Source organism: Bacillus sp. HU-1818 (assembly GCF_022695965.1).
Lineage (GTDB): Bacteria > Bacillota > Bacilli > Bacillales > Bacillaceae > Bacillus > Bacillus atrophaeus.
The window spans coordinates 250,271-274,853 of sequence record NZ_JAAPBE010000002.1; the positions used below are offsets into that span (position 1 = coordinate 250,271).

Annotated in this window: 24 protein-coding genes, 1 pseudogene and 1 other annotated feature; of the genes and pseudogenes, 14 read left to right on the forward strand and 11 right to left on the reverse strand. The window is 44.1% G+C overall.

The annotated features are described in order from the left end of the window. Window positions 1–32 precede the first annotated feature (32 nt). Window positions 33–1,676 carry a catalase KatX gene (gene katX / locus GXP75_RS06570; protein ID WP_242556415.1) on the reverse strand — a complete coding sequence of 548 codons (1,644 nt, stop codon included), beginning with the start codon at window positions 1,674–1,676 and terminating at the stop codon, window positions 33–35. Window positions 1,677–1,805: 129 nt separating this feature from the next. On the opposite strand from katX, the gene GXP75_RS06575 reads away from it, so the two are divergent. The 7 genes and pseudogenes from GXP75_RS06575 to licH all read left to right on the forward strand — a co-directional run bounded on the left by GXP75_RS06575 (window position 1,806) and on the right by licH (window position 8,176). Beyond that, entirely contained in the window at window positions 1,806–2,396 is a 591-nt protein-coding gene (locus tag GXP75_RS06575; protein ID WP_242556416.1) for a DNA-3-methyladenine glycosylase, read from the forward strand. A gap of 31 nt (window positions 2,397–2,427) precedes the next feature. Continuing rightward, window positions 2,428–2,585: pseudogene (locus GXP75_RS06580) on the forward strand (hypothetical protein). Between the two features lie 173 nt (window positions 2,586–2,758). After that, complete coding sequence (gene licR, locus GXP75_RS06585) at window positions 2,759–4,690, forward strand: transcriptional regulator LicR (RefSeq protein ID WP_242556417.1); 1,932 nt, start codon at window positions 2,759–2,761, stop codon at window positions 4,688–4,690. Window positions 4,691–4,817: 127 nt separating this feature from the next. After that, window positions 4,818–5,126, forward strand: coding sequence for a PTS lichenan transporter subunit IIB (gene licB, locus GXP75_RS06590; protein WP_003326349.1), 309 nt, complete (start codon window positions 4,818–4,820; stop codon window positions 5,124–5,126). Window positions 5,127–5,141: 15 nt separating this feature from the next. After that, the gene (licC, locus tag GXP75_RS06595) at window positions 5,142–6,500 is read left to right on the forward strand and encodes a PTS lichenan transporter subunit IIC (RefSeq protein ID WP_150224129.1); all 1,359 of its coding nucleotides are present in this window, start codon (window positions 5,142–5,144) and stop codon (window positions 6,498–6,500) included. 18 nt (window positions 6,501–6,518) lie between these two features. After that, entirely contained in the window at window positions 6,519–6,851 is a 333-nt protein-coding gene (gene licA, locus GXP75_RS06600) for a PTS lichenan transporter subunit IIA (protein WP_242556418.1), read from the forward strand. After that, window positions 6,848–8,176, forward strand: coding sequence for a 6-phospho-beta-glucosidase LicH (gene licH / locus GXP75_RS06605; protein ID WP_242556419.1), 1,329 nt, complete (start codon window positions 6,848–6,850; stop codon window positions 8,174–8,176). The genes licA and licH overlap by 4 nt, the downstream gene beginning before the upstream one ends. Before the next feature lie 142 nt (window positions 8,177–8,318). On the opposite strand, the gene GXP75_RS06610 is transcribed toward licH, so the two are convergent. The 6 genes from GXP75_RS06610 to GXP75_RS06635 all read right to left on the reverse strand — a co-directional run bounded on the left by GXP75_RS06610 (window position 8,319) and on the right by GXP75_RS06635 (window position 13,923). Beyond that, entirely contained in the window at window positions 8,319–9,410 is a 1,092-nt protein-coding gene (locus GXP75_RS06610; RefSeq protein ID WP_242556420.1) for a branched-chain amino acid aminotransferase, read from the reverse strand. A 220-nt stretch (window positions 9,411–9,630) separates the two neighbouring features. Beyond that, window positions 9,631–10,809, reverse strand: a complete 1,179-nt coding sequence (gene dltD / locus GXP75_RS06615; RefSeq protein ID WP_214915893.1) for a D-alanyl-lipoteichoic acid biosynthesis protein DltD — start codon at window positions 10,807–10,809, stop codon at window positions 9,631–9,633. Continuing rightward, complete coding sequence (gene dltC, locus GXP75_RS06620) at window positions 10,809–11,045, reverse strand: D-alanine--poly(phosphoribitol) ligase subunit 2 (protein ID WP_010790335.1); 237 nt, start codon at window positions 11,043–11,045, stop codon at window positions 10,809–10,811. Before dltC ends, dltD begins: the two co-directional genes overlap by 1 nt. Before the next feature lie 17 nt (window positions 11,046–11,062). Beyond that, window positions 11,063–12,250, reverse strand: a complete 1,188-nt coding sequence (gene dltB / locus GXP75_RS06625; RefSeq protein WP_242556421.1) for a D-alanyl-lipoteichoic acid biosynthesis protein DltB — start codon at window positions 12,248–12,250, stop codon at window positions 11,063–11,065. Further along, window positions 12,247–13,758 (reverse strand): D-alanine--poly(phosphoribitol) ligase subunit DltA, encoded by a 1,512-nt coding sequence (dltA, locus tag GXP75_RS06630; protein WP_214915895.1) that lies wholly within the window; start codon window positions 13,756–13,758, stop codon window positions 12,247–12,249. Before dltA ends, dltB begins: the two co-directional genes overlap by 4 nt. A gap of 15 nt (window positions 13,759–13,773) precedes the next feature. Beyond that, on the reverse strand, window positions 13,774–13,923 hold the full coding sequence (locus GXP75_RS06635) for a teichoic acid D-Ala incorporation-associated protein DltX (protein WP_003326361.1): 150 nt from the start codon (window positions 13,921–13,923) through the stop codon (window positions 13,774–13,776). A gap of 245 nt (window positions 13,924–14,168) precedes the next feature. Here GXP75_RS06635 and GXP75_RS06640 point away from each other — a divergent pair, with 245 nt between their 5' ends. The 4 genes from GXP75_RS06640 (at window position 14,169) to ywaC (ending at window position 16,912) form a co-directional block, all read left to right on the forward strand. Beyond that, window positions 14,169–14,834: a potassium channel family protein gene (locus GXP75_RS06640; RefSeq protein ID WP_214915898.1), complete on the forward strand. Its 666-nt coding sequence runs from the start codon at window positions 14,169–14,171 to the stop codon at window positions 14,832–14,834. Between the two features lie 157 nt (window positions 14,835–14,991). Then, entirely contained in the window at window positions 14,992–15,141 is a 150-nt protein-coding gene (locus GXP75_RS06645; RefSeq protein ID WP_242556422.1) for a hypothetical protein, read from the forward strand. Further along, complete coding sequence (locus tag GXP75_RS06650; RefSeq protein WP_106044584.1) at window positions 15,125–16,060, forward strand: 1,4-dihydroxy-2-naphthoate polyprenyltransferase; 936 nt, start codon at window positions 15,125–15,127, stop codon at window positions 16,058–16,060. The genes GXP75_RS06645 and GXP75_RS06650 overlap by 17 nt, the downstream gene beginning before the upstream one ends. 219 nt (window positions 16,061–16,279) lie before the next feature. After that, window positions 16,280–16,912 carry a GTP pyrophosphokinase YwaC gene (ywaC, locus tag GXP75_RS06655; RefSeq protein ID WP_010790330.1) on the forward strand — a complete coding sequence of 211 codons (633 nt, stop codon included), beginning with the start codon at window positions 16,280–16,282 and terminating at the stop codon, window positions 16,910–16,912. An 89-nt stretch (window positions 16,913–17,001) separates the two neighbouring features. Here the strand turns inward: ywaC and tyrS are convergent, their stop codons facing one another. Together tyrS and GXP75_RS06665 are read right to left on the reverse strand one after the other, a co-directional pair. Further along, entirely contained in the window at window positions 17,002–18,246 is a 1,245-nt protein-coding gene (gene tyrS / locus GXP75_RS06660; protein ID WP_214915903.1) for a tyrosine--tRNA ligase, read from the reverse strand. A gap of 47 nt (window positions 18,247–18,293) precedes the next feature. Further along, window positions 18,294–18,508: a binding site (T-box leader), on the reverse strand. Continuing rightward, complete coding sequence (locus tag GXP75_RS06665; RefSeq protein WP_396022455.1) at window positions 18,505–18,948, reverse strand: MarR family winged helix-turn-helix transcriptional regulator; 444 nt, start codon at window positions 18,946–18,948, stop codon at window positions 18,505–18,507. It overlaps the preceding feature by 4 nt. A 223-nt stretch (window positions 18,949–19,171) precedes the next feature. On the opposite strand from GXP75_RS06665, the gene GXP75_RS06670 reads away from it, so the two are divergent. Continuing rightward, complete coding sequence (locus GXP75_RS06670) at window positions 19,172–20,311, forward strand: response regulator aspartate phosphatase (RefSeq protein ID WP_242556424.1); 1,140 nt, start codon at window positions 19,172–19,174, stop codon at window positions 20,309–20,311. A gap of 38 nt (window positions 20,312–20,349) precedes the next feature. Here GXP75_RS06670 and GXP75_RS06675 read toward each other — a convergent pair whose 3' ends face one another. Next, window positions 20,350–21,726, reverse strand: coding sequence for a M28 family peptidase (locus GXP75_RS06675; RefSeq protein ID WP_242556425.1), 1,377 nt, complete (start codon window positions 21,724–21,726; stop codon window positions 20,350–20,352). A 165-nt stretch (window positions 21,727–21,891) separates the two neighbouring features. Here GXP75_RS06675 and GXP75_RS06680 point away from each other — a divergent pair, with 165 nt between their 5' ends. After that, window positions 21,892–22,611, forward strand: a complete 720-nt coding sequence (locus GXP75_RS06680) for a YwaF family protein (protein WP_242556426.1) — start codon at window positions 21,892–21,894, stop codon at window positions 22,609–22,611. A gap of 115 nt (window positions 22,612–22,726) precedes the next feature. Continuing rightward, a complete protein-coding gene (locus GXP75_RS06685) occupies window positions 22,727–23,587 on the forward strand; it encodes a glycosyltransferase family 8 protein (protein WP_242556427.1) in 861 nt (286 codons plus the stop codon). 112 nt (window positions 23,588–23,699) lie between these two features. Here the strand turns inward: GXP75_RS06685 and GXP75_RS06690 are convergent, their stop codons facing one another. Next, window positions 23,700–24,542: a PRD domain-containing protein gene (locus GXP75_RS06690; RefSeq protein WP_010790321.1), complete on the reverse strand. Its 843-nt coding sequence runs from the start codon at window positions 24,540–24,542 to the stop codon at window positions 23,700–23,702. Window positions 24,543–24,583 lie beyond the last annotated feature (41 nt).

Sequence of the window (24,583 nt, forward strand, 5' to 3'; positions counted from 1 at the left end):
ACAGGGCCGGTGACGGTCCTGTTTTTAGGTTATTAATATGGATCAGACGGATGGCTTTCTTTTTCAGCCTGCTGAGCGGCTTGAGCGGCTTCTGTCGTGCCGATCGGCCCGTTGCTGTTGTTTTCCGCGGCTTTTTTCAGCCCTTCAGCAACTCGCTTTCCGTAATCAGGATCGGCTTTTGTGAAATTCTCGATCATTTGGTCCTGAATGTCTTTCTTGCATGTCGATAAGGTATTGACCAGATTTGTAATCAATTCATTCCGTTCAAATTCAGAAAATCTCCGGTACGTTTCCCCGGCCTGTCCGAAATTGTTGGTTCTGTCGATTGCTTCCCGCTTTAAGTCGCCTTCGACATGAGGCGTATGGTCTTTCGCCTGCTTCGGCGCTTCGTTCAATCCGCCCATGATGGATGGCTCGTAGTTGACGTGCGGGTTTTGTCCTTCGCCGATGTCCACCCGATATTGCATTTGACCGCCTTGCTGATTGGTCGCGACGTGTTTTTTCGGTGAGTTGATCGGCAGCTGCAAGTAGTTTGCGCCAACCCGATAACGCTGGGTGTCCGAATAGGCAAACGTCCGTCCTTGAAGCAATTTATCATCAGAAAAATCAAGGCCGTCCACAAGCACGCCTGTTCCAAATGATACCTGCTCTACTTCAGCATGGTAGTTTTCAGGATTTTTGTTTAACACCAATTTGCCGATCGGCTTCCATGGGAAGTCGTCTTTATACCACAGCTTTGTCGGATCAAGCGGATCAAAGTCAAGCTCCGGATGCTCATCATCGCTCATGATTTGGGCGTAAACTTCCCATTCTGGATAATCGCCATTTTCAATGGCTTCATACAAGTCCTGTGTCGCATGGTTGAAGTTTTTCCCTTGAATCTCTTCTGCTTCTTTCTGCGTCAGATTGCGAATGCCCTGCTTCGGTTCAAAGTGGTATTTGACGAGAACGGCCTTGCCTTCTTCATTCACCCATTTGTATGCATGAACGCCTGAGCCTTGCATATGCCGGTAGTTAGCGGGAATGCCCCAAGGTGAGAATAAGAATGTGATCATATGTGTCGCTTCAGGAGATTGAGAAATAAAGTCGAAAATACGTTCACCATCTTGGATGTTGGTCACGGGATCAGGCTGAAAGGCGTGAACAAGATCCGGGAATTTGAGCGGATCACGGATAAAAAAGATTTTTAAGTTGTTCCCGACCAGATCCCAGTTTCCGTCTTCGGTATACAGCTTAACGGCAAAACCACGCGGATCCCGTAATGTCTCAGGTGAGTGTTTTCCATGATTGACTGTTGAAAAACGAACAAATGCCGGCGTTTTCTTACCCTTTTCTTGAAAAAGCTTTGCCCGTGTGTACTTCGAAATCGGCTCGTCTCCAAAACTTCCGTAAGCTTCAAAATAACCGTGAGCGCCCGCGCCTCTTGCATGAACGACACGTTCAGGAATGCGTTCCCGATCAAAGTGGCTGATTTTTTCTAGAAAATCGTAATTTTCCAGCGTTGTCGGGCCTCTGTTGCCGACTGTTCTGACATTTTGATTGTCAGTGACGGGATGCCCCTGTCTGTTCGTCAAGGTTTCTTCAGACTCGCTTTTTCCAGTGGTCTTGTGAGAAAGCTCATCTTCACTGCCTTCGACATTTGTACCGTGATACTCATACTGATTGTCATCTTTCATTGGTTGACCCCTCCTTTTAGAACGGTAACAATATGCCCTATATGGAAAGTTTTTAAAACTGTTCGTTTTTTTTCATCTGTTTCGGGAATGGTACAGTGTACAGCAAAATGGGAAAAGGAGACGTAACTTGTGAATAGAGAAAGACATCCGATGCCTATCGAGTTTTATCAAAAAACAGCGCTTGAGCTTGCCCCGTCTCTTCTCGGCTGTTTATTAGTGAAGGAAACAGACGAAGGCATAGCTTCAGGTTATATTGTGGAAACAGAGGCCTATATGGGCGCAGAAGACAGAGCGGCCCACAGCTTTAACAATCGGCGGACGAAACGTACCGAGATCATGTTCGGGGAAGCGGGGCGGGTGTATACGTATGTCATGCATACCCATACATTAATGAATGTTGTCGCCGCAACATCGGATATTCCCCAAGCTGTGTTAATTAGAGCCATTGAGCCTCATGAAGGCCAGTTTTTAATGGAGCAAAGAAGGCCTGGCCGGCGTCCAAGGGAGTGGACTAACGGTCCCGGAAAGCTGACAAAAGCGATCGGGGTGACCATGAATGACTACGGCCGCCTGATCACTGAACAGCCTCTCTATATTGAAAAAGGGTATACGCCGGAGGAGATATCGACAGGTCCGCGTATCGGGATTGAAAACAGCGGTGAGGCGAGGGACTACCCGTGGCGTTTTTGGGTAACGGGAAACCGCTACGTCTCGCGATGATGCCATGTTTAGCCACTAGGCAATGCGGGGAATTATTAATAAAAAGGAAGGGAGAGTCCAAACGTGAAAAAATTGTTCAAAAACGTTGTGAAATGGGCGCCGATCATTTATCCGATCGTCAGAAAAATCATGAAAGATCGAAAAGCGTCTAAACAAAAGCATATGTCCGCATCCCATACAGCCGGCTGATCCGGCTGTTTTTTTATGGGTCTGTCCTCCTTCATCACCATCCCGGTATTTCCTCTGTTCATTGACTTGCATCCATCCCCATTATAGAATTTATGTACATTTACTCGTTTTCCTTCACCATTCTTTCTGCCTATTCTCCATGCCCGCATCTACTCTGATAGGAGGTTTTTCTCATGCTTCATGGGCGGCTTCGTGAAATATTACGCTTGCTTATGGCTGCTGATGCTCCGGTTACAAGCTCAGTCATCGCGGCAAATCTCAAAGTGACATCGCGGACGGTCCGCAATGACATAAAGGAATTACAAGACATCCTTGCCCAACAGGGTGCCGTTGTTCATTCAGTCAGAGGTTCAGGCTATCAGCTGCATATCCAAAACGAACAGAAATTCAGAGGGCTTCTTCAGGACGTATTTCAGCAAAATAAAGGCCTTCCCGTCTTTCCAGAGGAGAGAATCAGCTACTTAATGAAACGGCTGCTGTTGACAGAGCACTATCTTAAGCTCGACAGTCTTGCAGAAGAGCTGTTCATCAGCAAATCGACCTTGCAAACGGATCTCAAAGAAGTCAAGAAACGGCTGCTTCCTTACGACATTGTTTTGGAAACACGCCCGAATTACGGTTTTAAGCTTCGCGGCGATGAAGTCCGGATGCGATACTGTATGGCCGAATACATTGTAGATGAAAGAGAAACTGAGATTGATTATCTGAATGAAAAGGCTGATATTTTGCCAAAAGAAGAAATCACCGCCATCCGATCAGTCATCATGAAAAAAGTGAACAATGTTCAAATCCCATTGTCCAATCTCGGGCTGAACAACCTTATCATTCATATCGCCATTGCATGTAAACGGATACGAACAGGAAACTATGTATCTCTTTTTCCGGAAGATATGGAAAATATCTTGCTTCAAAAAGAATACAAAGCTGCTCAAACAATTGTGGAAGAGCTTGAATCAGAGCTGTCTGTAACTTTCCCGGAAAGTGAAACAGCCTATATCGCCATTCACCTGTTGGGAACAAAACGAATGACACAGTCTCAAAATGGAGATACAGAGTATACAGGATTCATAGATCAAGAAACAAGTAAACTGGCTGCCTCTATCATTGAAACGGTTGAGGAAGAGTTAACTTTAGGTATCATGCACGATCAGGAGCTGAGGATGGGGCTGGCGCTGCATTTAAAACCGGCAGTCAACCGTAATCGGTATGGGATGAATCTGCGGAATCCAATGCTATCAGCCATCAAAGAGAATTATCCTCTTGCTTTTGAAGCTGGAATTATCGCAGGGGTGGTCATCAAGGATAAAACGGGGATTGAGATCCACGAAAATGAAATCGGTTATTTGGCCCTCCACTTTGGGGCTGCGATAGAACGAAGAAAAACCGAAAGCCCGCCAAAGCGCTGTATCATCGTCTGTGCATCAGGAGCCGGCAGCGCCCAGCTTCTGAGAGAAAAGCTTCGTTCGCACTTTGGGAAAAGGCTCGATATTCTCGGGACGGCAGAATACTATAGTCTTGATCAAATATCCTATGAATCAGTTGATTTTGTCGTCAGTACGATTCCGATCAAAAGGGAACTGCCCGTCCCCGTTCTGAAAGTAAACACGATACTAGGCGGCAATGACTTTGCCAAAATTGAGTCCGAACTGGACGGCGATAAAGAACCGGATAGCCGGTATATCAAAAAAGAGCTTGTCTTTTTACATCAGAACCTTCAATCAAAGGAAGACGTGATTCGATTCTTGGGGCAAAAAGCAGTTGAACATGGCTTTGCGGAGGACGGAATCATAGATTCGATTTTTGAAAGAGAAGCCATTTCTCCAACGTGCTTCGGAAATCTTGTCGCCATTCCGCATCCTCTAATCCCGCAGACCGAATCTACATTCTGGGTTGTCTGCACGCTGAAAAAACCGATTGACTGGGAAAATAAACGTGTGCAATTTGTCTGCCTGCTGTGTGTGGAAAAAGAGAATAAAGCGGATTTGCAAAGCATGTATAAGCTGCTCGGCAGCATCCTGGATGATCCAGCGGCTGTCAGCCAGTTATTAAAAAGCCGTACATACAAGGAGTTTTCGGACATATTTCGTAAAAAAACGATCCGATAAAGGCCTGGAAATAACATTTTTCCGCTGTCAGCGGAAAAAGCCTGAGTGTATATGAAAGCGATTTCATAATATGATGATATCAACAGCAAGACAATACAAACCATCAAACTCTTAGGGGGCCTTTTACATGAATATATTACTAGTTTGTGCAGCAGGTATGTCTACTAGCTTGCTTGTGAGCAAAATGGAGAAAAGTGCAAAGGAACAAGGAAAAGAGTATACAATTTGGGCTGTTTCAGGTGACTCTGTAAAAAATCATATTGATAAAGCGGATGTTTTGCTGCTTGGTCCGCAAGTCCGTTACATGCTTCCGCAGCTGAAAAAACTAGGAGAATCGAAAGGAGTTCCGGTAGATGTCATTAATACCGTCCATTATGGCACATGCAACGGGGCTGAGGTGCTGAAATCGGCAGAACAGCTTGGAAATGCGTCATAGAGAGGGGCGGAACATGTGAATAAAGTCAACCAATTATTAGAAGAAAAGGTCATGCCAATTGCCGGAAGAATCGCAGCACAGCGCCACTTGCAAGCGCTTCGTGACGGAATCATTCTTACGATGCCGCTGATTATCATTGGTTCTTTCTTCCTCATCATCGGCAACCTGCCGATACCGGGATACGCGGAATTCATGACGAAAACGTTCGGCAGTTCTTGGACTGAGAAATTATCCTACCCGGTTGACGCCACATTTGAAATCATGGGCCTTGTCGCCGCGTTCGGGATTGCCTACCGGCTGGCTGAAAAGTATGGTGTCGATGCCTTGTCGGCGGGAGCGATATCCCTGGCGGCTTTTCTTTTAGCGACACCGTACCAAGTGCCGTTCATACCGGACGGATCGACAAAAGAAATACTGGTCAGCGGCGGTATTCCTTTATCCTTGATGGGAAGTAAAGGGCTGTTCGTCGCGATGATTATCGCGATGGTCTCAACAGAGATTTACCGTCTGATCATTCAGCGCAATATGGTATTTAAAATGCCGGATGGCGTTCCTCCGGCGGTCAGCAAATCATTTATCGCTTTGATTCCGGGATTTGCTGTTATCTTCCTCATTTGGGGAGCGCGTCTGATTGTTGAAGCGACACCGTTTGAAAGCCTTCATAATGTTGTAAGCGTTTTACTTGGGACGCCGCTTTCCATTCTTGGGGGCAGCCTCGGCGGAAGCCTTGTCGCTGAAGCCGTCAAAATGCTCTTGTGGGCTTGCGGCCTGCACGGAGCGAATATTGTCGGGGGCGTCATGGCGCCAATTTGGTACGGTGCCATGGATGCCAACCGGGTCGCATTTCAGGCAGGGGAAGCGCTTCCGAACATCTTCACTCAGCAATTTTTCGAAATTTGGATTAATATCGGCGGAAGCGGCGCCACGCTCGCTCTTGTCATCACGATGTTTTTGCGGGCCCGAAGTAAGCAAATGAAGCAGCTCGGCAAGCTTGCAGTCGGTCCGGCCATCTTTAATATTAATGAACCGATCATCTTCGGAATGCCGATTGTCATGAATCCGATGCTTCTCATTCCGTTTATCATCACCCCTCTGGTCACACTGACACTCACATACATCGGCATGAGCACAGGCCTTGTCGCTAAACCGGCCGGAATTGCCGTTCCTTGGACCATGCCGCCGATCTTCTCAGGCTATCTGGCAACCGGCGGAAAAATCTCGGGTGCGGTCATGCAGGCCATTAACATTGCCGTTTCGTTTGTCGTCTATTACCCATTCTTCAGAATGTGGGATAAACAAAAGCTGAGAGAAGAAAGTGAGCTCGAGCAGGCTCAAGCATCTTCAATCCCGGAAGACAAAGAAGCGGTTTTGTAAAGAAAGGAAGTGAAACGTGTGAATGAAAATATGGAACAAATCATCTTTCAAATTATTCTTCATGGAGGCAACGGCAGAAGCTCGGCAATGGAAGCGATAGCCGCCGCTAAAAACGGTGACAGAGCAGAAGCGCTGAAAAAGCTTCATGAGTCAGCTGATGAATTGCAAAAAGCCCATCATTTTCAAACCGAATTAATTCAAAATGAAGCGGGTGGGAAAAAAACAGAGATGTCGCTGCTGATGGTTCATGCGCAGGATCATTTAATGAACGCCATGACTGTGAAGGATTTGGCCGCTGAAATGATTGATCTTTATGAGAAAATCACCGTACAAAGGGGAGCGAGTATATGACAAAAGGATTGAAAATCGTAACGATAGGCGGAGGATCAAGCTATACACCCGAGCTTGTGGAAGGATTAATCAAGCGGTATGATGAGCTTCCGGTCAGAGAATTGTGGCTCGTTGATATACCGGCAGGAGAAGAAAAACTGAACATTGTCGGCACGCTCGCAAAGCGAATGATTGAAAAAGCAGGAGTGCCGATTGACATTCATCTGACACTTGATCGAAGAGAAGCGCTGAAAGATGCCGACTTTGTCACCACTCAGTTCCGCGTCGGTTTGTTGCAGGCGCGTGCCAAGGATGAACGAATCCCATTGAAATACGGCGTCATCGGACAGGAAACAAATGGCCCGGGCGGATTATTTAAAGGATTGCGCACCATCCCAGTGATTCTTGAGATCGCAAAGGATATCGAAGAGCTTTGCCCGAATGCCTGGCTTGTTAACTTTACAAATCCGGCTGGTATGGTGACTGAAGCGCTCCTTCGCTACTCGAATCTCAAAAAAGTCGTCGGCTTATGTAATGTTCCGATCGGCATGAAAATGGGCGTTGCCAAAGCATTGGATGTAGATGTCAGCCGAATTGAAGTCCAATTTGCGGGATTGAACCACATGGTCTTCGGATTAGATGTCTTCTTGGATGGTGTCAGTGTGAAGGATCAGGTCATCGAAGCGATGGGAGATCCGAAAAATGCGATGACAATGAAAAATATTTCCGGCGCCAACTGGGAGCCTGAGTTTATTAAAGCGCTTAATTTGATTCCATGCGGGTACCACCGTTACTACTTCAAAACGAAGGAAATGCTTGAGCATGAAGTGGAAGCGTCCCAAACAGAAGGAACCAGGGCGGAAGTTGTGCAGCAGGTAGAAAAAGAGCTGTTTGAACTTTATAAAGATCCAAACCTTGCGATTAAACCGCCGCAGCTGGAAAAACGGGGAGGCGCTTATTATAGCGATGCTGCCTGCAACTTGATCAGCTCCATTTATAATGATAAACACGACATTCAGCCTGTGAATACGATCAATAATGGGGCAATCGCAAGCATTCCTGACGATTCAGCCGTTGAAGTGAACTGCGTCATGACGAAAAACGGACCGAAGCCAATTGCAGTCGGCGATTTGCCGGTTTCCGTCAGAGGACTGGTTCAGCAAATTAAATCATTTGAACGCGTCGCCGCAGAAGCCGCTGTGACAGGAGACTACCAAACAGCGCTCCTCGCCATGACGATCAACCCGCTTGTTCCGTCGGACACTGTGGCGAAAGAGATTCTGGATGAAATGCTTGAGGCTCATAAAGAGCACCTGCCTCAGTTCTTTAGATCAATTGAAGCGTAATGAGAAAAGGTCCGGCGCACAGCCGGACCTTTTTAAAGGATACCCCGCCGGAGTTTTCTCTAAGGAACGAACACGCGGATGTTTCCAGGCAAACAAAAACCCAAAAATGAACGGGATGTTCATTTCTGGGTCATGCAGCATGTTATTTGCTTTCACTTAGTGACGCGACTTCTGTTGTCCAGCCAAATGGATCAGGCTCAGTGCCTTTTTGAATGCCTGTGATCGTGTCATATAATTTTTTGGCGATTTCTCCTGTTTCACCGTGATTGATAACGAGGTTTTCATCCTGCCAGATCAATTCGCCTACCGGAGAAATAACGGCAGCCGTTCCTGTGCCGAACGCTTCTTCAAGAATGCCGTCTTTGTGTGCCTGGATCACTTCATCAACGGAGATTTTCCGTTCTGTTACCGGCATTCCCCAATGCTCAAGCAGGTTGAGGACGGAATTGCGGGTGATTCCCTCCAAAATGCTTCCGTTCAGCATAGGCGTGATGATTTCGCCGTTAATTTTGAAGAAGATGTTCATGCTGCCGACTTCTTCAATGTATTTTTTCTCAATGCCATCCAGCCAAAGAACCTGTGAAAAGCCTTTTTCCTCCGCGATCTGCTGTGCTTTTAAGCTTGAGGCATAGTTTCCGGCTGTTTTTGCGTTTCCTGTTCCGCCTCTTACCGCGCGGACAAATTCGCTTTCCACGGCAATTTTGACAGGCTTGATGCCTTCTTTGTAATAAGAGCCGACCGGAGACAGAATGATAAACAGCTTGTACGTATGGGACGCCGCCACGCCAAGGAAAGGTTCGGTTGCAATGATAAACGGACGGATATACAAGGACGTGCCTTCTGCTTTCGGAATCCAGTCTTTATCAATTGCGATGAGCTGTTTTAAGCCTTCAAGGACCTGTTCTTCATCAATTTGAGGAATGCAAATTCGATCGTTTGATTTATTGAGCCGTTCCATATTTTTATCCGGTCTGAAAAGCAAGACCTGATCACTATTTGTCACATAAGCCTTTAAGCCTTCAAAAACCGTTTGGCCATAGTGATATACCATAGCGGCCGGGTCCAGTGAAACGGCTTGATAAGGAATAATTCTCGGGTCGAACCAGCCTTGATCAGCAGCATAATCCATTACAAACATATGGTCAGTAAATACTCTTCCGAATGCAAGCTGATTGGGGTCTGGTTTTGGTTTTTTGGCTGAAGTTAATTCAACACGAATTGTTTGTTTAGTCATGGTCAATCTCCCTGCATTTATATTGTTTGTAAAGTCAAACTTGTTTGAAAATAATTTATATTCTATTGTATACCTTCACCAAATATTCGCAATAGGTTTACTCAAATTTGTGAAAAGTTATCAAAAAAAGCAGGAGAAATGTTCCTCTCCTGCATGTTCATTTGCCTGCCATTTCGTTTTACTATCTCAAATCCAGCATGAAAATATGCAGTGTGGATTCTTATAAAGTAGAGACTTTTCCGGTTTTGTAAAACTCTTCAATCGCTTTATCGACGTAAACCCAGCCCTTCCAGCCGATATGGATGGTATCTTTCATAAAATATGGGTCATATTCGTGGCCTGATAAGTCTGCGACCTGAAAGCCCTTCGCTTCGATTTGTTTTTTCACCTTTTTATAATAATCGGTGCGGCCGTTTTTCGGGAAGCCGGTATAGTCATACCACTTGCCGTTTACCGGAATCGAAACAAACATCGGTTCAGCGCCGGCGTCTTTCAAGATATCGAGCATCAGTTCAAAATCACCGAATTCCGGCGATTTTGCATAGGTTCTGTGCTTGTTTCTGTCTTTAACTTTCAGAACCTTATGCTTTAATTTCCGGTATGACGGATCATCTATATGGAACACATTTGAACGTGAATGATCCTCACCCATTTTATCAGCCTCTTGTTTCAGCACAGACCATGGCTTATCCTTCACTGATTGTGATACCTGCCGTTTTGGACCCTCTGATTCGGCCATCGAATAATAAAGGTCTTTCTTTTGAAGGAGGCTGTAATACGATTTAGCAGCCGGCTTCAGAAGATTCACCTTCCATGTTTGGCCTTGCAGCATGGCTTGGTACAGCTCAGAAAGAACAGCATCGTTTGTGACGGCTTTATAGTGCAGCATACGTTTCATCATTTGCTTCTTGACGGCAGGGTCGATCGTATCATTAAACGCCAAATCAAGGCCTTGCAGCGCTGAATAGTTTGGCGCAAAATGCTGTTCATCGGACCCATGTTTGGTAAACCATTGCGGAGATACGATAAACACGAGTTTTTTACCCTTCAGCTGGTCAGCATGCGCGGCGAAATTTATAGCGTGAATCAAGGATTGTGAGCCGCCTTTCCCTACAAGGTAGGGAGTGAATCCTTGGTTGTTCACTTGAAAATAATTAGACGGATGAAACTTATCCAGCCGTGAAAGTTCAGAAGATCCGTAAATCGGCAAATACTTCTGTTCTTCAAGCATTTTATTTTGCAGATAAAGGCCTTGAAACATATTCGGATTCAAGGCAGTTGCTGATTCTTCGACACGTTTGTCCGGGATGAAACGCGTGAGCCATGAAGCCGGAACTGCAACGGCTCCCACGAATAGGATAAACGCCAAAATAATTGGCCCAAAAAAACGCTTTTTCATTATCTCAACTCAGTCAGCTTGTTCACAATATTGTTCGGCGTATTCCATTCGTCACGGTCAAACTCAGTGATCGGCACGGTAATCTCAAAACGGTTTTCAATCGCAAGCAGCAGTTCAACTGTTCCGAAAGAATCAAGCAGGCCTTCTTCAAAAATTTCAATATCAGGATTCTCTTTTACGATATCCTCTTGGCAAACCTCAGCTATAACGTCTAATACCTCTTGTTTAAAATCCATGTCTACATCAGTCTCCTTTAATGGTGGTGAAGAAATAATTTTCCTGAAAAGATATAAAATCCAAAGCAAACAAAATGGAATGTGATGACAATGGCTAAAGCGGTTGTCCAGCGGTTGGACGGAAGCCACTTGTATTTTTTATTCCATTTCTCAAAAAAGTTATAACAAGTCATAAGCAGGGCATGATAAAGCCCGTAGATTAAGTATTGCGGCGCGAGGCCATGCCAAATTCCCATCAGCATAAACAGCAGGAAGTACCCGATGTTCGAGATGGCCATTCGGTTTTTAATCCATTTTTTCTTTGTCATCCAAAATACAAATCTCATAAAGACATAATCTCTGAACCAGAAAGACAATGACATGTGCCAGCGGTTCCAGAAATCTTTAATGTTTTTGCTGAGAAACGGTTTGTTGAAGTTCTCCGGTGACTTGATGCCCATTATATAGCTTACACCAACGGCAAACATCGTGTAACCTGCAAAATCAAAGAATAAGTACAGGCTGTAGCCATACATGTATAACAGGTTTCCGAGAATCTTATTATGCGTGATCGCGGGCAGGTTCATAATGAAATACGTGTTAATGGCATACCCGATAATAAATTTGTACAGAAACCCGATAAAAATTTTGTGAATCCCAATATACAATAAGTCCGCGTATTCTTCTTTCGTCCATGCTTTCTGTTCATCCTTTGCAAATCTGCGGTACCTGTCAATCGGACCGGAAGAAATGGTCGGGAAAAACAGAATGAAATAAAGCAGCCGGTGGAGCGGCGGTTTTTCCTTAATTAATCCGTCGCGCGTCTCCATAATCAGCTGGACGCCTTTAAAGGTTAAATAAGAAATCCCTAAAAAGCTGATCACATTGTGCGGCGGATGGTGGCCGTGCGGTTCCGAGAAAAACGGTATCACCTTCGATAAGAACAGCGGCAGAATCGAAGCGATGACAGCCATACAAAAGACAAAGCCGCTGTTTGCTTTCATTCTATAAGCCAAGTAGCCTCTGATCAGAAGCACCTGCCATAAGGTAAACAGACACAACGCGATAACGCCGTGTAAGTCGTGAGAAAAAATCAAAGCCAATACAAGAATCGATATCAACATGTTGTAAGCTTGGAACCTTTTTCCGTTGAGACCTAAGATGATGGTCGGCAGAAGAAGGATTCCAAGAATAATAAAGAACAAAAACGAACTGTAAGGCGTCATACAAGAACCTCTTCGCCAATGCGCTTCCGGTCAATTTTTCCGTTTGCCGTCATGTGTATATGATCTTGATAGATGAATTTTCTCGGAATCATATAAGCCGGCAAAAACGTTGCAAGCTCTTTTTTAATGGCGCTTGTCAGCTGGAATTCTTTCTGGAATTCGTGATCATCCGGCACAATCGCGGCAATGAGATATTCAACTGTTCCGTTAGGCTGATACGGGATGACGACAGCGGAACGCACATATTGAGACTGCCGTACATGGAACTCAATTTCCTCCAGCTCCATTCTATAGCCATGAAGTTTGATCTGGAAATCAAGGCGTCCTTGACAGAAAATCTGACCATTTTCTTTATAACCGGCGTCTCCAGTCCGGTATGCCGGCTGTCCTTCATGGAAAAAGAACACGTTGTCCGTCAGTTCAGGTTCACCAAGATAGCCTTTGCTTACACTCGGCCCGGAAATGATGATTTCTCCTTTTTCTCCGTCTGGAACCTTATTCCCTTGGTCATCCATAATGAGAATGTCCATATCAGGTTTTTCAAAGCCGACAGGAAGAAATTCATTTTGTTCAATGACCTCAGGGGTAATTTCCACGGAAGTCACTGCGACAGTCGCTTCAGTCGGTCCGTACGTATTAAAGACCTTTGCCTGAGGGAAACGTTCCAGCAGTGCTTGGGCCACAGACGTCGGAAGGGCTTCTCCGCAAAACATGAAAACCCTTGCTTCAGGCAGAAGCTCCTCTGTAAACGCAGGGTCCATCAAGCACACTTGGGCAAAGGAAGGAGTTGATGTCCAAACGTTCAGGCCTGACTGCTTCAGCTCTTCAAACAGTATCTTAGGCTTATTGACGGCATCCTTCGTTACACAGTGTAATGTTCCTCCGGATTGCAGGCACGGATATAAGTCCATTACAGATAAATCAAACGAAAATGGTGCTTGATTTAAAAACGTTTTCCCCTCTCCAATCGGAAAATCGGCACAAATCCAATCGGTGAAGCTTTGCAGGTTTCTGGCAGAAATCTGCACACCCTTTGGATTCCCTGTACTGCCAGAGGTATAAATAATATAGAACGTTTCATGTTCTTTGACCCAATGGTCAGGGCTGATCGGGCCTTCTCCGTTTGACAGCAGCTCTTCCGGCGACACTGTTTTGATCAAATGGCTGCCGGTATCAAGCGGGAGTCCTGAAACGTTAATCAACAGTTCAGCGCCCGAGCTTTCGATTATTTTTAAAATCCGATCAGCAGGAATAGACGTGTCCACGGGGATATATGGGTGCCCCGCTTTTACGCTTCCTAAAAAGGAAACAATCATTTCTGGTTCCATATGGCCGTACACCAAGACAGGTGCTTCTGGTTGGCCTGCCATGCTTTGCTGGATGGAGGCGGCTGCCCGGTCAGATGACTCCCACAATTCCTGATAAGTGAGAGACCGTCCTTGGGAATGGAAAGCAGCATTTTGCGGCTGAAGTTCCGCATGTTTCTGAATAGCATTTAATAATTTCATCATTATTCTCTCCAATTAGAAGTCGTTGTAAATATAAGAACCGGTATTCGCGGTGTGAAAACCATAAATGAAAAATAAAAGCAACAGTATCAGCAAATAAAAACACGTATAACCAATCCACTTTACGGCTGTGTTTTCATACAGCTTTTTCATCAATTGCATCATATAAAAATCCTTTCCCGTTTTTTCAACAATCACAACAGTATATGACGAGCGGATAAGCAAAAAGTTTCATAAATTTAATAAAATCCCTTTCTATTTTACCTTAACATTTGCTTAACACGAATCGGTCATTTTTTTAAAGTTGAAGCCAGACGAATGTAATATCGCCGCCTGCACCATAATAATGAAAAAAGGCGGTAAATTCAAGGTCACATACACCCGATTCGCCGAAAGTAAGGAGAAGATGCATGGGGAAAAAGAAAAAGCAGTTTGCCATCATCGGGCTGGGGCGTTTTGGCGGAAGCATCTGCAAGGAGCTTCATGAGATGGGGCATGAAGTTCTTGCAGTCGATATGAATGAGGACAAGGTAAAAGCGTATGCGCCATACTCTACCCAGACTATCCACGCAAACGCAGCTGAAGACAATGTACTGAAAGCGCTCGGCATCCGCAACTTTGAATATGTAATCGTGGCAATCGGAGCTGATATCCAAACCAGTATTTTAACAACCTTGTTTTTAAAAGAAATGAACATTAAAAATGTGTGGGTAAAAGCGCAAAACCACTATCATCATAAAGTGTTGGAAAAGGTAGGCGCAGATCGTATCATTCATCCGGAAAAAGATATGGGCGTTCGAGTCGCACAGCGCCTTGCCGACGAAAAAATTCTTGATTACATCGAGCTGTCCGAGGATTATAGCGTTGTCGAATTGAGGGCGACGCGCAAGCTTCATGACAAAACCATTTTGGAGCTTGATGTCCGTGCGAAATATGGCTGCACGATTTTAGCCGTTAATAAGGAAGGCAAGGTAGAAGTTGCTCCGAAACCGGAAACAAGGATAGAAGAAAACAATTGCTTTGTGGTCTTAGGGCGTAAACGTGATATTCAGCGGTTTGAGGACGAAGGAATGTAAGCGCAGCTTTTTAACTTATAGAAAAAGTATTGTATTTAAAAAAATTCTTTTTGCTTTCCGGACGCGGGAGGCTTAATAAAGAGGGAGCGGGCGGTCTGCCGCTGCTTTTCATCGCAAAATAGAGCTCTTTATCATGCCCTTTAGCGTCTTGTGAAATATGAAAGAAGTTATTATGATAGATAAGGGAGCAGAAACATCATATAACCTGCCATTTGATGGCATCCATGTCTCATTTTCATCACGACTGACGGCTGGAAAACGTAAGCCTTTTAATAGAAAGGAAGAGGAAGATGAACGAAAAAAATAAGGGTGGAGGCCGGAAAGCGCCGGAAAAAGAAAGTCTGGGGCACATTCTCTGGCAATTAACCCGTCCTCATACATTAACGGCATCGTTTGTACCCGTGTTGCTCGGAACGGTATTGGCGATGTTTTATGTGAAGGTTGATATATTGCTGTTTATCGCAATGCTGTTTTCTTGTTTATGGATTCAGATTGCCACGAACTTATTTAATGAATACTACGATTTTAAACGAGGATTAGACACAGAGGATTCTGTCGGGATCGGTGGAGCGATTGTAAGACACGGAATGAAACCGAAGACGATTTTGCAGTTAGCCTTGGGATCATATGGAATCGCCATTCTGCTCGGAGTGTATATCTGTATGAGCAGCAGCTGGTGGCTGGCTGTTATCGGACTTGTCGGTATGGCTGTCGGTTATTTGTACACAGGAGGGCCGCTTCCGATTGCGTACACCCCGTTCGGCGAATTGTTTTCAGGCATATGTATGGGATCTGTTTTTGTCCTTATCTCTTTTTTCATTCAGACTGATATGATTAACACACAAAGCATTCTGATCTCGATTCCTATCGCTATTCTTGTCGGTGCGATCAACCTGTCAAACAACATCCGCGATATAGAAGAAGACAAAAAAGGCGGCCGTAAAACATTGGCCATCCTGATGGGGCATAAGGGGGCCGTAACCCTATTAGCCGCTTCCTTTGCTGTCGCTTATATTTGGATTGTCGGATTGGTTATTATGGGAGACACAAGCCCATGGCTCTTTTTGGTCTTTCTAAGTGTGCCAAAACCAGTTCAGGCGATTAAAGGCTTTGTTAAGAAAGAACTGCCGATGAACATGATCGTGGCAATGAAATCAACGGCGCAGACGAATACATTCTTCGGATTTCTGCTGTCTATCGGATTACTGATCAGCTATTTTAAATAAAAAGGGAAAAAGCTTACAGGAAAAGGGTGTTCTTGTAAGCTTTTTTCTTTAATTACCGGAGCTGAGTGCAAACAGACAAGTGTTAAAAAGGCGGATATCTTGTTCAGCAATCTGTCATATTCGAAGTCATTTTGTAAAAAAATTCATAAAACCCCGCTGCCGGTAAGTCCGTCTAGTACATGGACAGGATGATGCATCCGTTCAAAGGAGATGACAATGATGGATTTAACTACGACAAATATGGATGATTTAAAAACAGTTATGGAAGATTGGAAAAATGAATTATTAGTATATAAATTTGCGTTAGATGAACTTGATACAAAGTTCTCAATCATCAGCCAGGAATATAACCTGATTCACGGGCATAACCCGATTGAACATACCAAATCACGTGTGAAAAGCTTTGAGAGCATTGTGAATAAGCTGATGCGCAAAGGATGCGAGATTACGACGCATGAAATGAAGGAGCATATCCATGATATCGCCGGCGTGCGTATTATTTGTTCATTTATTTCCGATATTTATAATATTGCCGAAGTGCTGAAGCAGCATGAGGATTTAAACATTGTAAAAGTAAAAGATTATATTAAACATCCGAAAGCGAACGGCTATCGAAGCCTGCATTTAATCATTGAAATTCCGGTGTATTTAACCAATCGGGTGGAATATGTGAAGGCTGAAATTCAGATTCGCACGATTGCCATGGATTTCTGGGCCAGTCTTGAACATAAAATTTACTATAAATTAAATAACGATGTCCCGAAGCATTTGACAGATGAGCTGAAAGAAGCGGCGGAAATTGCTCATTATTTAGATGAAAAGATGCTTGGGATTAAGAATGAAGTGGATTAACGGGGCGCTTGGCTTGGACACGGGCTGTCCGCTGGCCCAGCATGAAATGGCAAAAAAGGCCGGAGGTACGGCTCCAGGCCTTTTTTGGGTTATTCACTGACTGTTAATCTTACAAATTTTCGTTTGCCGACTTGGATGGTCATCTGAGGCAGAACTTGAATGTCTGCATGAATATTTTCTGCTTTTTCTCCGTTTATTTTAACCCCGCCGTTTTGAATCATGCGGCGCGCCTCACTCTTGGACGGAAGAAGTTCTAATGTCACAAGTAAATCTATAATAGGTGTTGTTTGATCACCTTTCCAACGTACCGTTGCGATGTCTTCGGGCAGGCTGTTTTGCTGAAAGACCCGTTTGAATTGCTGCTCGGCCGCTTCGGCTGCTTCTTCTCCGTGATACATTCTGACAATGGTTTTTCCTAAGAACATTTTTGCGTCTCTTGGATGGAGGGTTCCGGTCTCTAAGTCTTTCACCAGCCGTTTTTTATCTTCAAGCTCTAAATCGGTTGCCAGATGGATGTATTTTTTCATCAAACTGTCCGGCAGTGACATTGTTTTTCCGTACATATCATTCGGATTCTCGTCAATGCCGATGTAGTTGTGCTTGGATTTAGACATTTTTTCGACGCCGTCTAATCCTTCCAAAAGCGGCATAAGGATGACGACTTGTTTTTCTTTTTTATAGCGTTCTTGAAAATGCCGGCCCATTAGAACGTTAAAATGCTGGTCGGTACCGCCGAGTTCAATATCGCTTTCTAAGACGACTGAATCGTAGCCTTGCATTAATGGGTAGAAAAATTCGTGCAGAGAGATCGGTTTTTGCATAGCGATTCTTTCTTCAAAATCATCCCGCTCCATGAGGCGGGCGACAGTTATTTTCCCCGCTAACTCAATGACGTCTTCTAAATTCAGCTCTTTCAGCCATTTCGAATTGTAATGCAGCTCTACTTTTTCTTTGTCCAGCACTTTTCCGAACTGTTCAAAGTATGTTTTGGCATTATGCTGAACCTCTTCATCTGTCAGTTGTTTTCTAGCGGTTGATTTCCCCGTCGGATCACCGATTTTCCCCGTGAAGTCTCCGATCAGGAGCTGCACGATATGGCCGTTTTCTTGAAATTGGCGCAGTTTGTTTAAAACGACAGTATGCCCTAAGTGGACGTCAGGCGCCGATGGGTCTAACCCAAGCTTGATTTTTAAAGGCATGCCTGTTGCTACCGATTTTGCGATTTTTGTTCTTAATTCTTCCGGCGGGATGACTTCCTGAGCTCCTGTCATATATAAATCCAGCTGCCGTTCTACCTCTTTTTGCTGTGATGCTGTCAAGTGTATCGTTTCCATAGCTGTTCCTCCTCTTATTTTATTCAACACAAAAAAGCCGCATCCCGAAAAGGGACGTGGCTGTATGCACGCGGTACCACCCTAATTGAAGACATCAGTCTTCCGCTCAAACCAGATAACGGTTTCCCGTCCTTTGCTACTTCTGTTCACAAAGAAAGCTCAGGGAGGTAATTCACAGCTGCCTTTGTACCGGCTCGCACCTTCCGCCGGCTCTCTGTTACAGGGAGGCAATCTGCTACTGGGTTCCCATCGTTGCTGTTATGTTGTTAGATTGTCGGCTACTTTTTTTAGCAGCACAGAAAGCGTTTTTTGCTCGTCTTTGCTTAAACCCGCAACCAGCTCTATTTCTCCTTTATGAAAGTCGGGATAAAGCTCTTCAATCGCTTTTTTGCCCTCTTCCGTAATGGTCACAAACACAAGTCTGCGGTCTCTTTTGTCCGTGCTTCTAAAGCAAAGCTTCTTTTTCTCGAGTGTGTTGGTGACATTGCTTGCTGTGGCTGTTGAAATGCCTGACAGCTGCGCAAGCTTTCTCGTTTCAAGCTTATCCCACACCCATAAATCATAAAGAATCGAAAAAGCTGTCCAGGAAAGTTTATAAGAGGAAAGGACTTCCTTTTCCATTTTTAAACGAAGCTGCTGAGCTGAACGGTAAAGAGTCGTGGCAACTGAGGCCGCTTCCGTATGAAGAGACGCAATCGGCATTTGTTTAAGCTGTTTCAGCGTGTCTTGTTCTGCTTCATTCAGATGGAAATTCTTATGTTTTCTTTCCAATAGTATGCTGCTCCTTTAAATGTCAGAATCATTAGCTATGAAACGAATTGTAACAGACATTCAAGTTGCCTGCAAGCACTTCATTTGATTCGCTAACATTTTACTGAATGTGTTAATATAGAATAAAAATGTAAGATGAAGGGTGGGGTGGGTCTTGCATGAACAAAAGATTCCGTCTGCAATTATAGGTAATAAGCTGAACCAATGGTATAGGTTGATTCGTGAATTTGAGGTCTCGGAAGCAGAGGCATTAAAGCTTGCCGTCAAAGAAGAGCTTGATGTGATGGAAGAAAATCAAGACCTCCTTCTCTATTTTTCCTTGCTTGAATTCAGGCATGAATTGATGCTTAGCGTTTTTTTGCCGGAAGGATCGATAGAAGCCGATCGTTCGTTATCTGAGCTTTTAGAGCAAATCGAGGCAAATCAGCAAAAACTCACAGGTCTCCTTGATTATTATTATTATTTCTTTCGAGGGATGTACGAGTATAGAAACAGAGAAATTATGGATGCGATTGCTTCTTATCAAAAGGCAGAGTCTATGCTTTATGTAGTAGAGGATAAAATTGAGAAAGCTGAATTTTATTATAAATTGGCCGAGATCTATTGTGATTTGCATCAAACGTTTTTTTCGATGAACTATGCCAATCAAGCCATGGACATTTATAAACAGTTTGAATTATATGGAATAAGAAGGGCGGAATGTGCGTTTATTTTCGCGAGAAATTTGATGCGTGTCTCTCAGTTTGACAAAGCGGTGGAGCACCTTCAAAGCGTCTTGCGTCAAGCGGATGAATTGGGTAAATCGTGCTTGAAGTCTGCTTCGTTTTATTATCTGGGGAAATGCTCTGCCAAAGAAAACAAGCTGGAGGAAGCGGTGTCATTTTTTCAGCAGGCAGCCGCAGTTTCTGATGACGGCCAGACGTCGTCTTTTAAACTAAAATCAATTCTTGGCCTGACCCATATACGTTTTAGACAGGGATTGGTTCAAGAGGCAGCCGTTCTGTTTGAACAAGGGATGCAGCTTGCTGCGGACACACATAATCAGGCAGCGCTCTCTGCTTTTCAAACGATGAATGGTCTTTATATAAAAAATGATCCCATACTGGTAGTCAATGCTTTTCATGAACTTGAATTAAGGAAATTATACGCTGTTCTGGAGGAGCTTGCATGGGAAACCGCGGCTGTTTATCATGAACGTGAACAGCATCAAGACGCTGTTTTTTTCTATAACAAAGCCATTGAAGTGCAAAAATTGATGCAGGAAAATATCGTTTTTAAAACCACAGCGTTATAAATGGTGGTCGGGCGGCGCATTTCGCGCCGCCCGATCTTTTATTTAAAGTCTTCAAACTTGTCTTTCGCCTCCACCTGTTTTTTCTTCTTGGTCTCACTGTGCTTTGTCCCTTTTTTTATAACGTGATAAAGAGAGGCTGTGACGATTTCCCCCGCCTGCTGAAGCCGTTCTTTGCTGACGTGTTTAATGCTGTCATTTGGTGTGTGATACCACGGTTCCACTTCGCCTGTTTCAGGATCGCCCCATATGAAGTTTGCCGAGTCGATGCCAGCTCCGTGGAATGGTACATGGTCAGAGGAGCCGCCTTTCTTCAGAGATAAATGATTAAAGCCTAGTTTTCCGGCGGCAGTTTTACTTGATTGCCACACTAGATTTGACGCCCCGTCAACCGTGTTGACATAAAGCTCGGTCGCACTTTCCCAGCTGGTGCCGACCATGTCCAAATTGAAATTAACGATACTGCGTCCGGCCTCTTGTTCTGACAGACGATTTACATATTCGTTTGAGCCGAGCAGCCCGAGTTCTTCAGCTCCGAAAGCGATGAAACGTATTTCTTTATCAGACGGAATCTTCTTTAAAATACGGGCCGTTTCCAGCATCACGGATGTTCCTGACGCGTTATCATTTGCGCCGGGTGAAGACGGAACACTGTCGTAGTGGGCGGTTACATACACAATGCCCGGATTTTTCACATGTTTTGGCTTTCTGACACCGATGATGTTTTGGGAGGTTTGGTTTGTGAATGCCTTTAGCTGAAGGGTCGCTTCTTTTTGGGCTAAAAGAGCGGTTCCATCTTCTTTTTTAATGCCGACCACGGGAATATCAACAGTATGGCCGCTTAAATTTGGAGTGAACGGAACAGTGCTGTCCGCGTTATTGTAAATAATCACAGCTTTGGCTCCCGCGGCGGCTGCGTTTTTCGCTTTTTCATAAAAGGTCAGCTCTCCTCTGGAAATGAGTGCAATTTTCCCTTCAGAATCAGCCGGAAAATCTTCGGGGTATCCCAGCCCGGCATCAAACAGAGGTGCAGTCAGTCCCTCATTTGGAGTAGGCACAGAACCTGAGGCGGCGCGAAGTGGGATGTCATGGCCGTTGGCGGTGAGGGCGCCCTCAAGGCGATCGGGTATACCAAATGTTTGAACACTGACATCAAGCTTTTGTTTTTTGAAAGCAGCGGCAAGCAAAAGGGCGCTCTTTTTTTCTGCCGCTGTGCCCGCAACCCTTGGGCCGATCTTCTCGCTAAGCTGTGAAACCGTTGCATAGGCGCGCTCTGATTTAAAAGAATGCGCTATGTTGTGTTCCTTTTTCACCGTATCTGCCGCTTGCGCAGTGCGGGCAGCAGGGGTGATCGGTGAAATGACTGTGCCGACAGTCAGAAAAGCGGTTAAAGCCAATGGAAGAAACTTCATTTTCATATTGGTGCCTCCCTTTTTATTCGAATGACAAACTATTCGGGACACGAAGGTAATCTCCTGCAAGATGAAAGAGAAATCATCCGAAAGACTTAATTCGTTTTATAAGGTATATGTAGTTCCGAAGGACCACAGAATAAAGAAAAATGGAGGAAATGGGGTGTCCACTTGCAAACATATATTCAGCCTTCATACAAGCACGATCCCTTTCATCTTTTCTCAATCGAACATCTGGTGACCCTGTTGATAATAGCGGGGCTGGGAGTCTGCCTTTTTTTTGTCAGCCGAAGACTTAAACGGCCTTCTCCAGGCAGAGTGATTCGTTATTTGCTTGCGTTTCTTCTGCTTGCATCACAAATCAGCTACCACATATGGAGGCTTTATTACGGAACCTGGTCTGTGCGGACTTCTCTGCCTCTCGAGCTCAGTGACTTATCGGTATATCTTTGCGCGGCCATGCTGCTCACAAGAAGCAAAAAGATGTTTTCGTTTTTGATTTTTGCCGGCCTAGGGAGCTCGCTGCAAGCCATGCTGACGCCGAATCTCGGTATGTATTCATTTCCGCACTTCCGTTACCTCATCTTTTTTATATCTCATGGGTCTGTTTTTTTATCCTGTTTATTTATGGCCTTTGTTGAAAATTGGAAACTGAAGATGCGCTCTCTATGGATAACGGTCCTCATTGTGAATGTGTACGGGGTTTGCGTTTACTTCATCAATCGCTGGATTGGCTCCAATTATTTGTATCTCATGAAAAAACCCAGTGAGTCATCTCTTTTGGACGTACTTGGTCCTTGGCCGTGGTATATTGCGTCAGCAGAGGCCGTGATGATCATCAGTTTTTTAATTATCTATTGGCTCTATCACAGGCTCAAAACAATCAAATAATTGTATGTCTCGCTTTTTGTATAGCACATTCTCTTTCAAAATTTTTCAGGGAATTGTGTTTAAACTTTTAAAAAAGGGAATGTAACCTATACAAAACAAAGGGAGATGAATACCATTGAAGAAAGATGAAACCATGCATATCGTATCATGCGCTGATGATAATTATGCTCGTCATTTAAGTGGGATGTTCGTTTCTTTATTGACTAATATGAATCAAAACAGAGACGTGAAATTATATGTGATAGATGGCGGGATCGAACCCGGCAATAAAAAAAGACTAGAACAAACAACAATGAAATTCGGAGTGCCAATTGAATTTTTAGAGGTTGATGCCAACCAGTATCAGCATGCGGTGGAAAGCAGCCATATTACAAAGGCGGCTTATTATCGAATCTCGATTCCCGATTTAATTCAGGATGAAAGCGTGAAACGGATGATTTATGTTGATTGTGACGCAATTGTATTAGAGGATATTTCAGTTCTGTGGGACATGGATTTTTCCCCGGCAATTGTGGCCGCTGTAGAGGACGCGGGTCAGCATGAGCGCCTGAAAAAAATGAATATCAGCGACACTGCTAAGTATTTCAATTCAGGTATTATGATTATTGATTTTGAACCGTGGAGAAAGCAGAATATTTCTGAAAAAGTGATCAATTTTATTAATGAAAACAGTTCGGAAGATTTTCTCGTCTTCCATGACCAAGATGCACTTAATGCGATTTTATGTGATCAGTGGCAAGAACTTCATCCGCGGTGGAACGCGCAAACTCATATCCTATTAAAAGAAAAAACCCCGCCGACTCTTCTCGACCGAAAACGTTACATGGAAACGAGAGCGAACCCGGCCATCGTGCACTTTTGCGGAGGAAACAAGCCATGGAACTCCAATACAACGCATCCTTATCGTGATCTGTACTTCCATTATATGTCCTATACGAAGTGGAGCACTGTAAGCCAGACAGCAATGAATCAATAAGATTTTCAATATTGGAAAAATATACTATGAATACGATAGTACGACAAGCTGATACAAATAACAAAACGCTTTTGAGGCTAAAACTTGGCTTCAAAAGCGTTTTGTTTGTGCTTTACAACGAAACAGATCGATTATAGTATCTTTGGATATGCATTGCGATATAGCATAATTCTTTTTCGGGAAATTCAAACCCATACTCGCTTTTGATAAATTCCCCTGCCTGCCGGGCGCATAAAAAAGCTTTCTTGAATTTCTTTTTAATGAGAGCCATCATTTCTGAATCTAATTCATAAAATGTTTCGCCCGCTTTTATATGCTGGATCGCAAAGCGAAGATGGGTGACAAGCCGCTCGTATGAGATGGTATCCTCTACAATGCTGATGTCTAGTTTTGCTTCAATCATTCCAATAATATCCCGTATCATCGTCGTAATATCAAGTGTTTGTGTCATACTCCCGGCACTCGTTCTCGCCGTATGAAGATGCAGGGCGATGTTGCCGACTTCGTCTTCAGGAATGTCAATGTTGAGCTTTTCTTTAATTAAAGCCTGAGCCCAGAGGCCGATTTGGAATTCTTTAGTGTAAAGAACTTTAATTTCATTAAGCAGCGGATTTTTAATGACCATTCCTTTGCTCAAACGCTCGATGGCAAATGATAAGTGATCAGAGAAAGCGACATGAATCCGTTCATTGATTTTGATATCGAGTTCTTTTTCCGCGTGCGAAATGATGTCCTCAGAGACTTGAATATGATCTTCAGGCAATGTTTCTAAAATCTCTTCAAACTGTTGGGATTCTGATGAGTTTTTCATGACGAATGTTTTTTCAATCTTGGATTTATCTACAATATCATTTTTTCTTTTTTCAAAGGCGATTCCAGATCCGAGGAGGATTTTTTCTCCGTCTTGATCTTTGACCACTAACGCATTATTATTTAAGATTCTTTTGATTTTCATAGCTGCCTTCCTTTCATCCCCCGTTTTATGAATGAAAATGG

Coding starts and splice junctions, on each gene's coding strand:
- katX (WP_242556415.1), bottom strand. CDS start 1,676: ATGAAAGATGACAATCAGTATGAGTATCACGGTACAAATGTCGAAGGC.
- licR (WP_242556417.1), top strand. CDS start 2,759: ATGCTTCATGGGCGGCTTCGTGAAATATTACGCTTGCTTATGGCTGCT.
- licB (WP_003326349.1), top strand. CDS start 4,818: ATGAATATATTACTAGTTTGTGCAGCAGGTATGTCTACTAGCTTGCTT.
- licH (WP_242556419.1), top strand. CDS start 6,848: ATGACAAAAGGATTGAAAATCGTAACGATAGGCGGAGGATCAAGCTAT.
- GXP75_RS06610 (WP_242556420.1), bottom strand. CDS start 9,410: ATGACTAAACAAACAATTCGTGTTGAATTAACTTCAGCCAAAAAACCA.
- dltD (WP_214915893.1), bottom strand. CDS start 10,809: ATGAAAAAGCGTTTTTTTGGGCCAATTATTTTGGCGTTTATCCTATTC.
- dltC (WP_010790335.1), bottom strand. CDS start 11,045: ATGGATTTTAAACAAGAGGTATTAGACGTTATAGCTGAGGTTTGCCAA.
- dltB (WP_242556421.1), bottom strand. CDS start 12,250: ATGACGCCTTACAGTTCGTTTTTGTTCTTTATTATTCTTGGAATCCTT.
- dltA (WP_214915895.1), bottom strand. CDS start 13,758: ATGAAATTATTAAATGCTATTCAGAAACATGCGGAACTTCAGCCGCAA.
- GXP75_RS06635 (WP_003326361.1), bottom strand. CDS start 13,923: ATGATGCAATTGATGAAAAAGCTGTATGAAAACACAGCCGTAAAGTGG.
- GXP75_RS06640 (WP_214915898.1), top strand. CDS start 14,169: ATGGGGAAAAAGAAAAAGCAGTTTGCCATCATCGGGCTGGGGCGTTTT.
- GXP75_RS06645 (WP_242556422.1), top strand. CDS start 14,992: ATGAAAGAAGTTATTATGATAGATAAGGGAGCAGAAACATCATATAAC.
- GXP75_RS06650 (WP_106044584.1), top strand. CDS start 15,125: ATGAACGAAAAAAATAAGGGTGGAGGCCGGAAAGCGCCGGAAAAAGAA.
- ywaC (WP_010790330.1), top strand. CDS start 16,280: ATGGATTTAACTACGACAAATATGGATGATTTAAAAACAGTTATGGAA.
- tyrS (WP_214915903.1), bottom strand. CDS start 18,246: ATGGAAACGATACACTTGACAGCATCACAGCAAAAAGAGGTAGAACGG.
- GXP75_RS06665 (WP_396022455.1), bottom strand. CDS start 18,948: ATGCCGATTGCGTCTCTTCATACGGAAGCGGCCTCAGTTGCCACGACT.
- GXP75_RS06675 (WP_242556425.1), bottom strand. CDS start 21,726: ATGAAAATGAAGTTTCTTCCATTGGCTTTAACCGCTTTTCTGACTGTC.
- GXP75_RS06690 (WP_010790321.1), bottom strand. CDS start 24,542: ATGAAAATCAAAAGAATCTTAAATAATAATGCGTTAGTGGTCAAAGAT.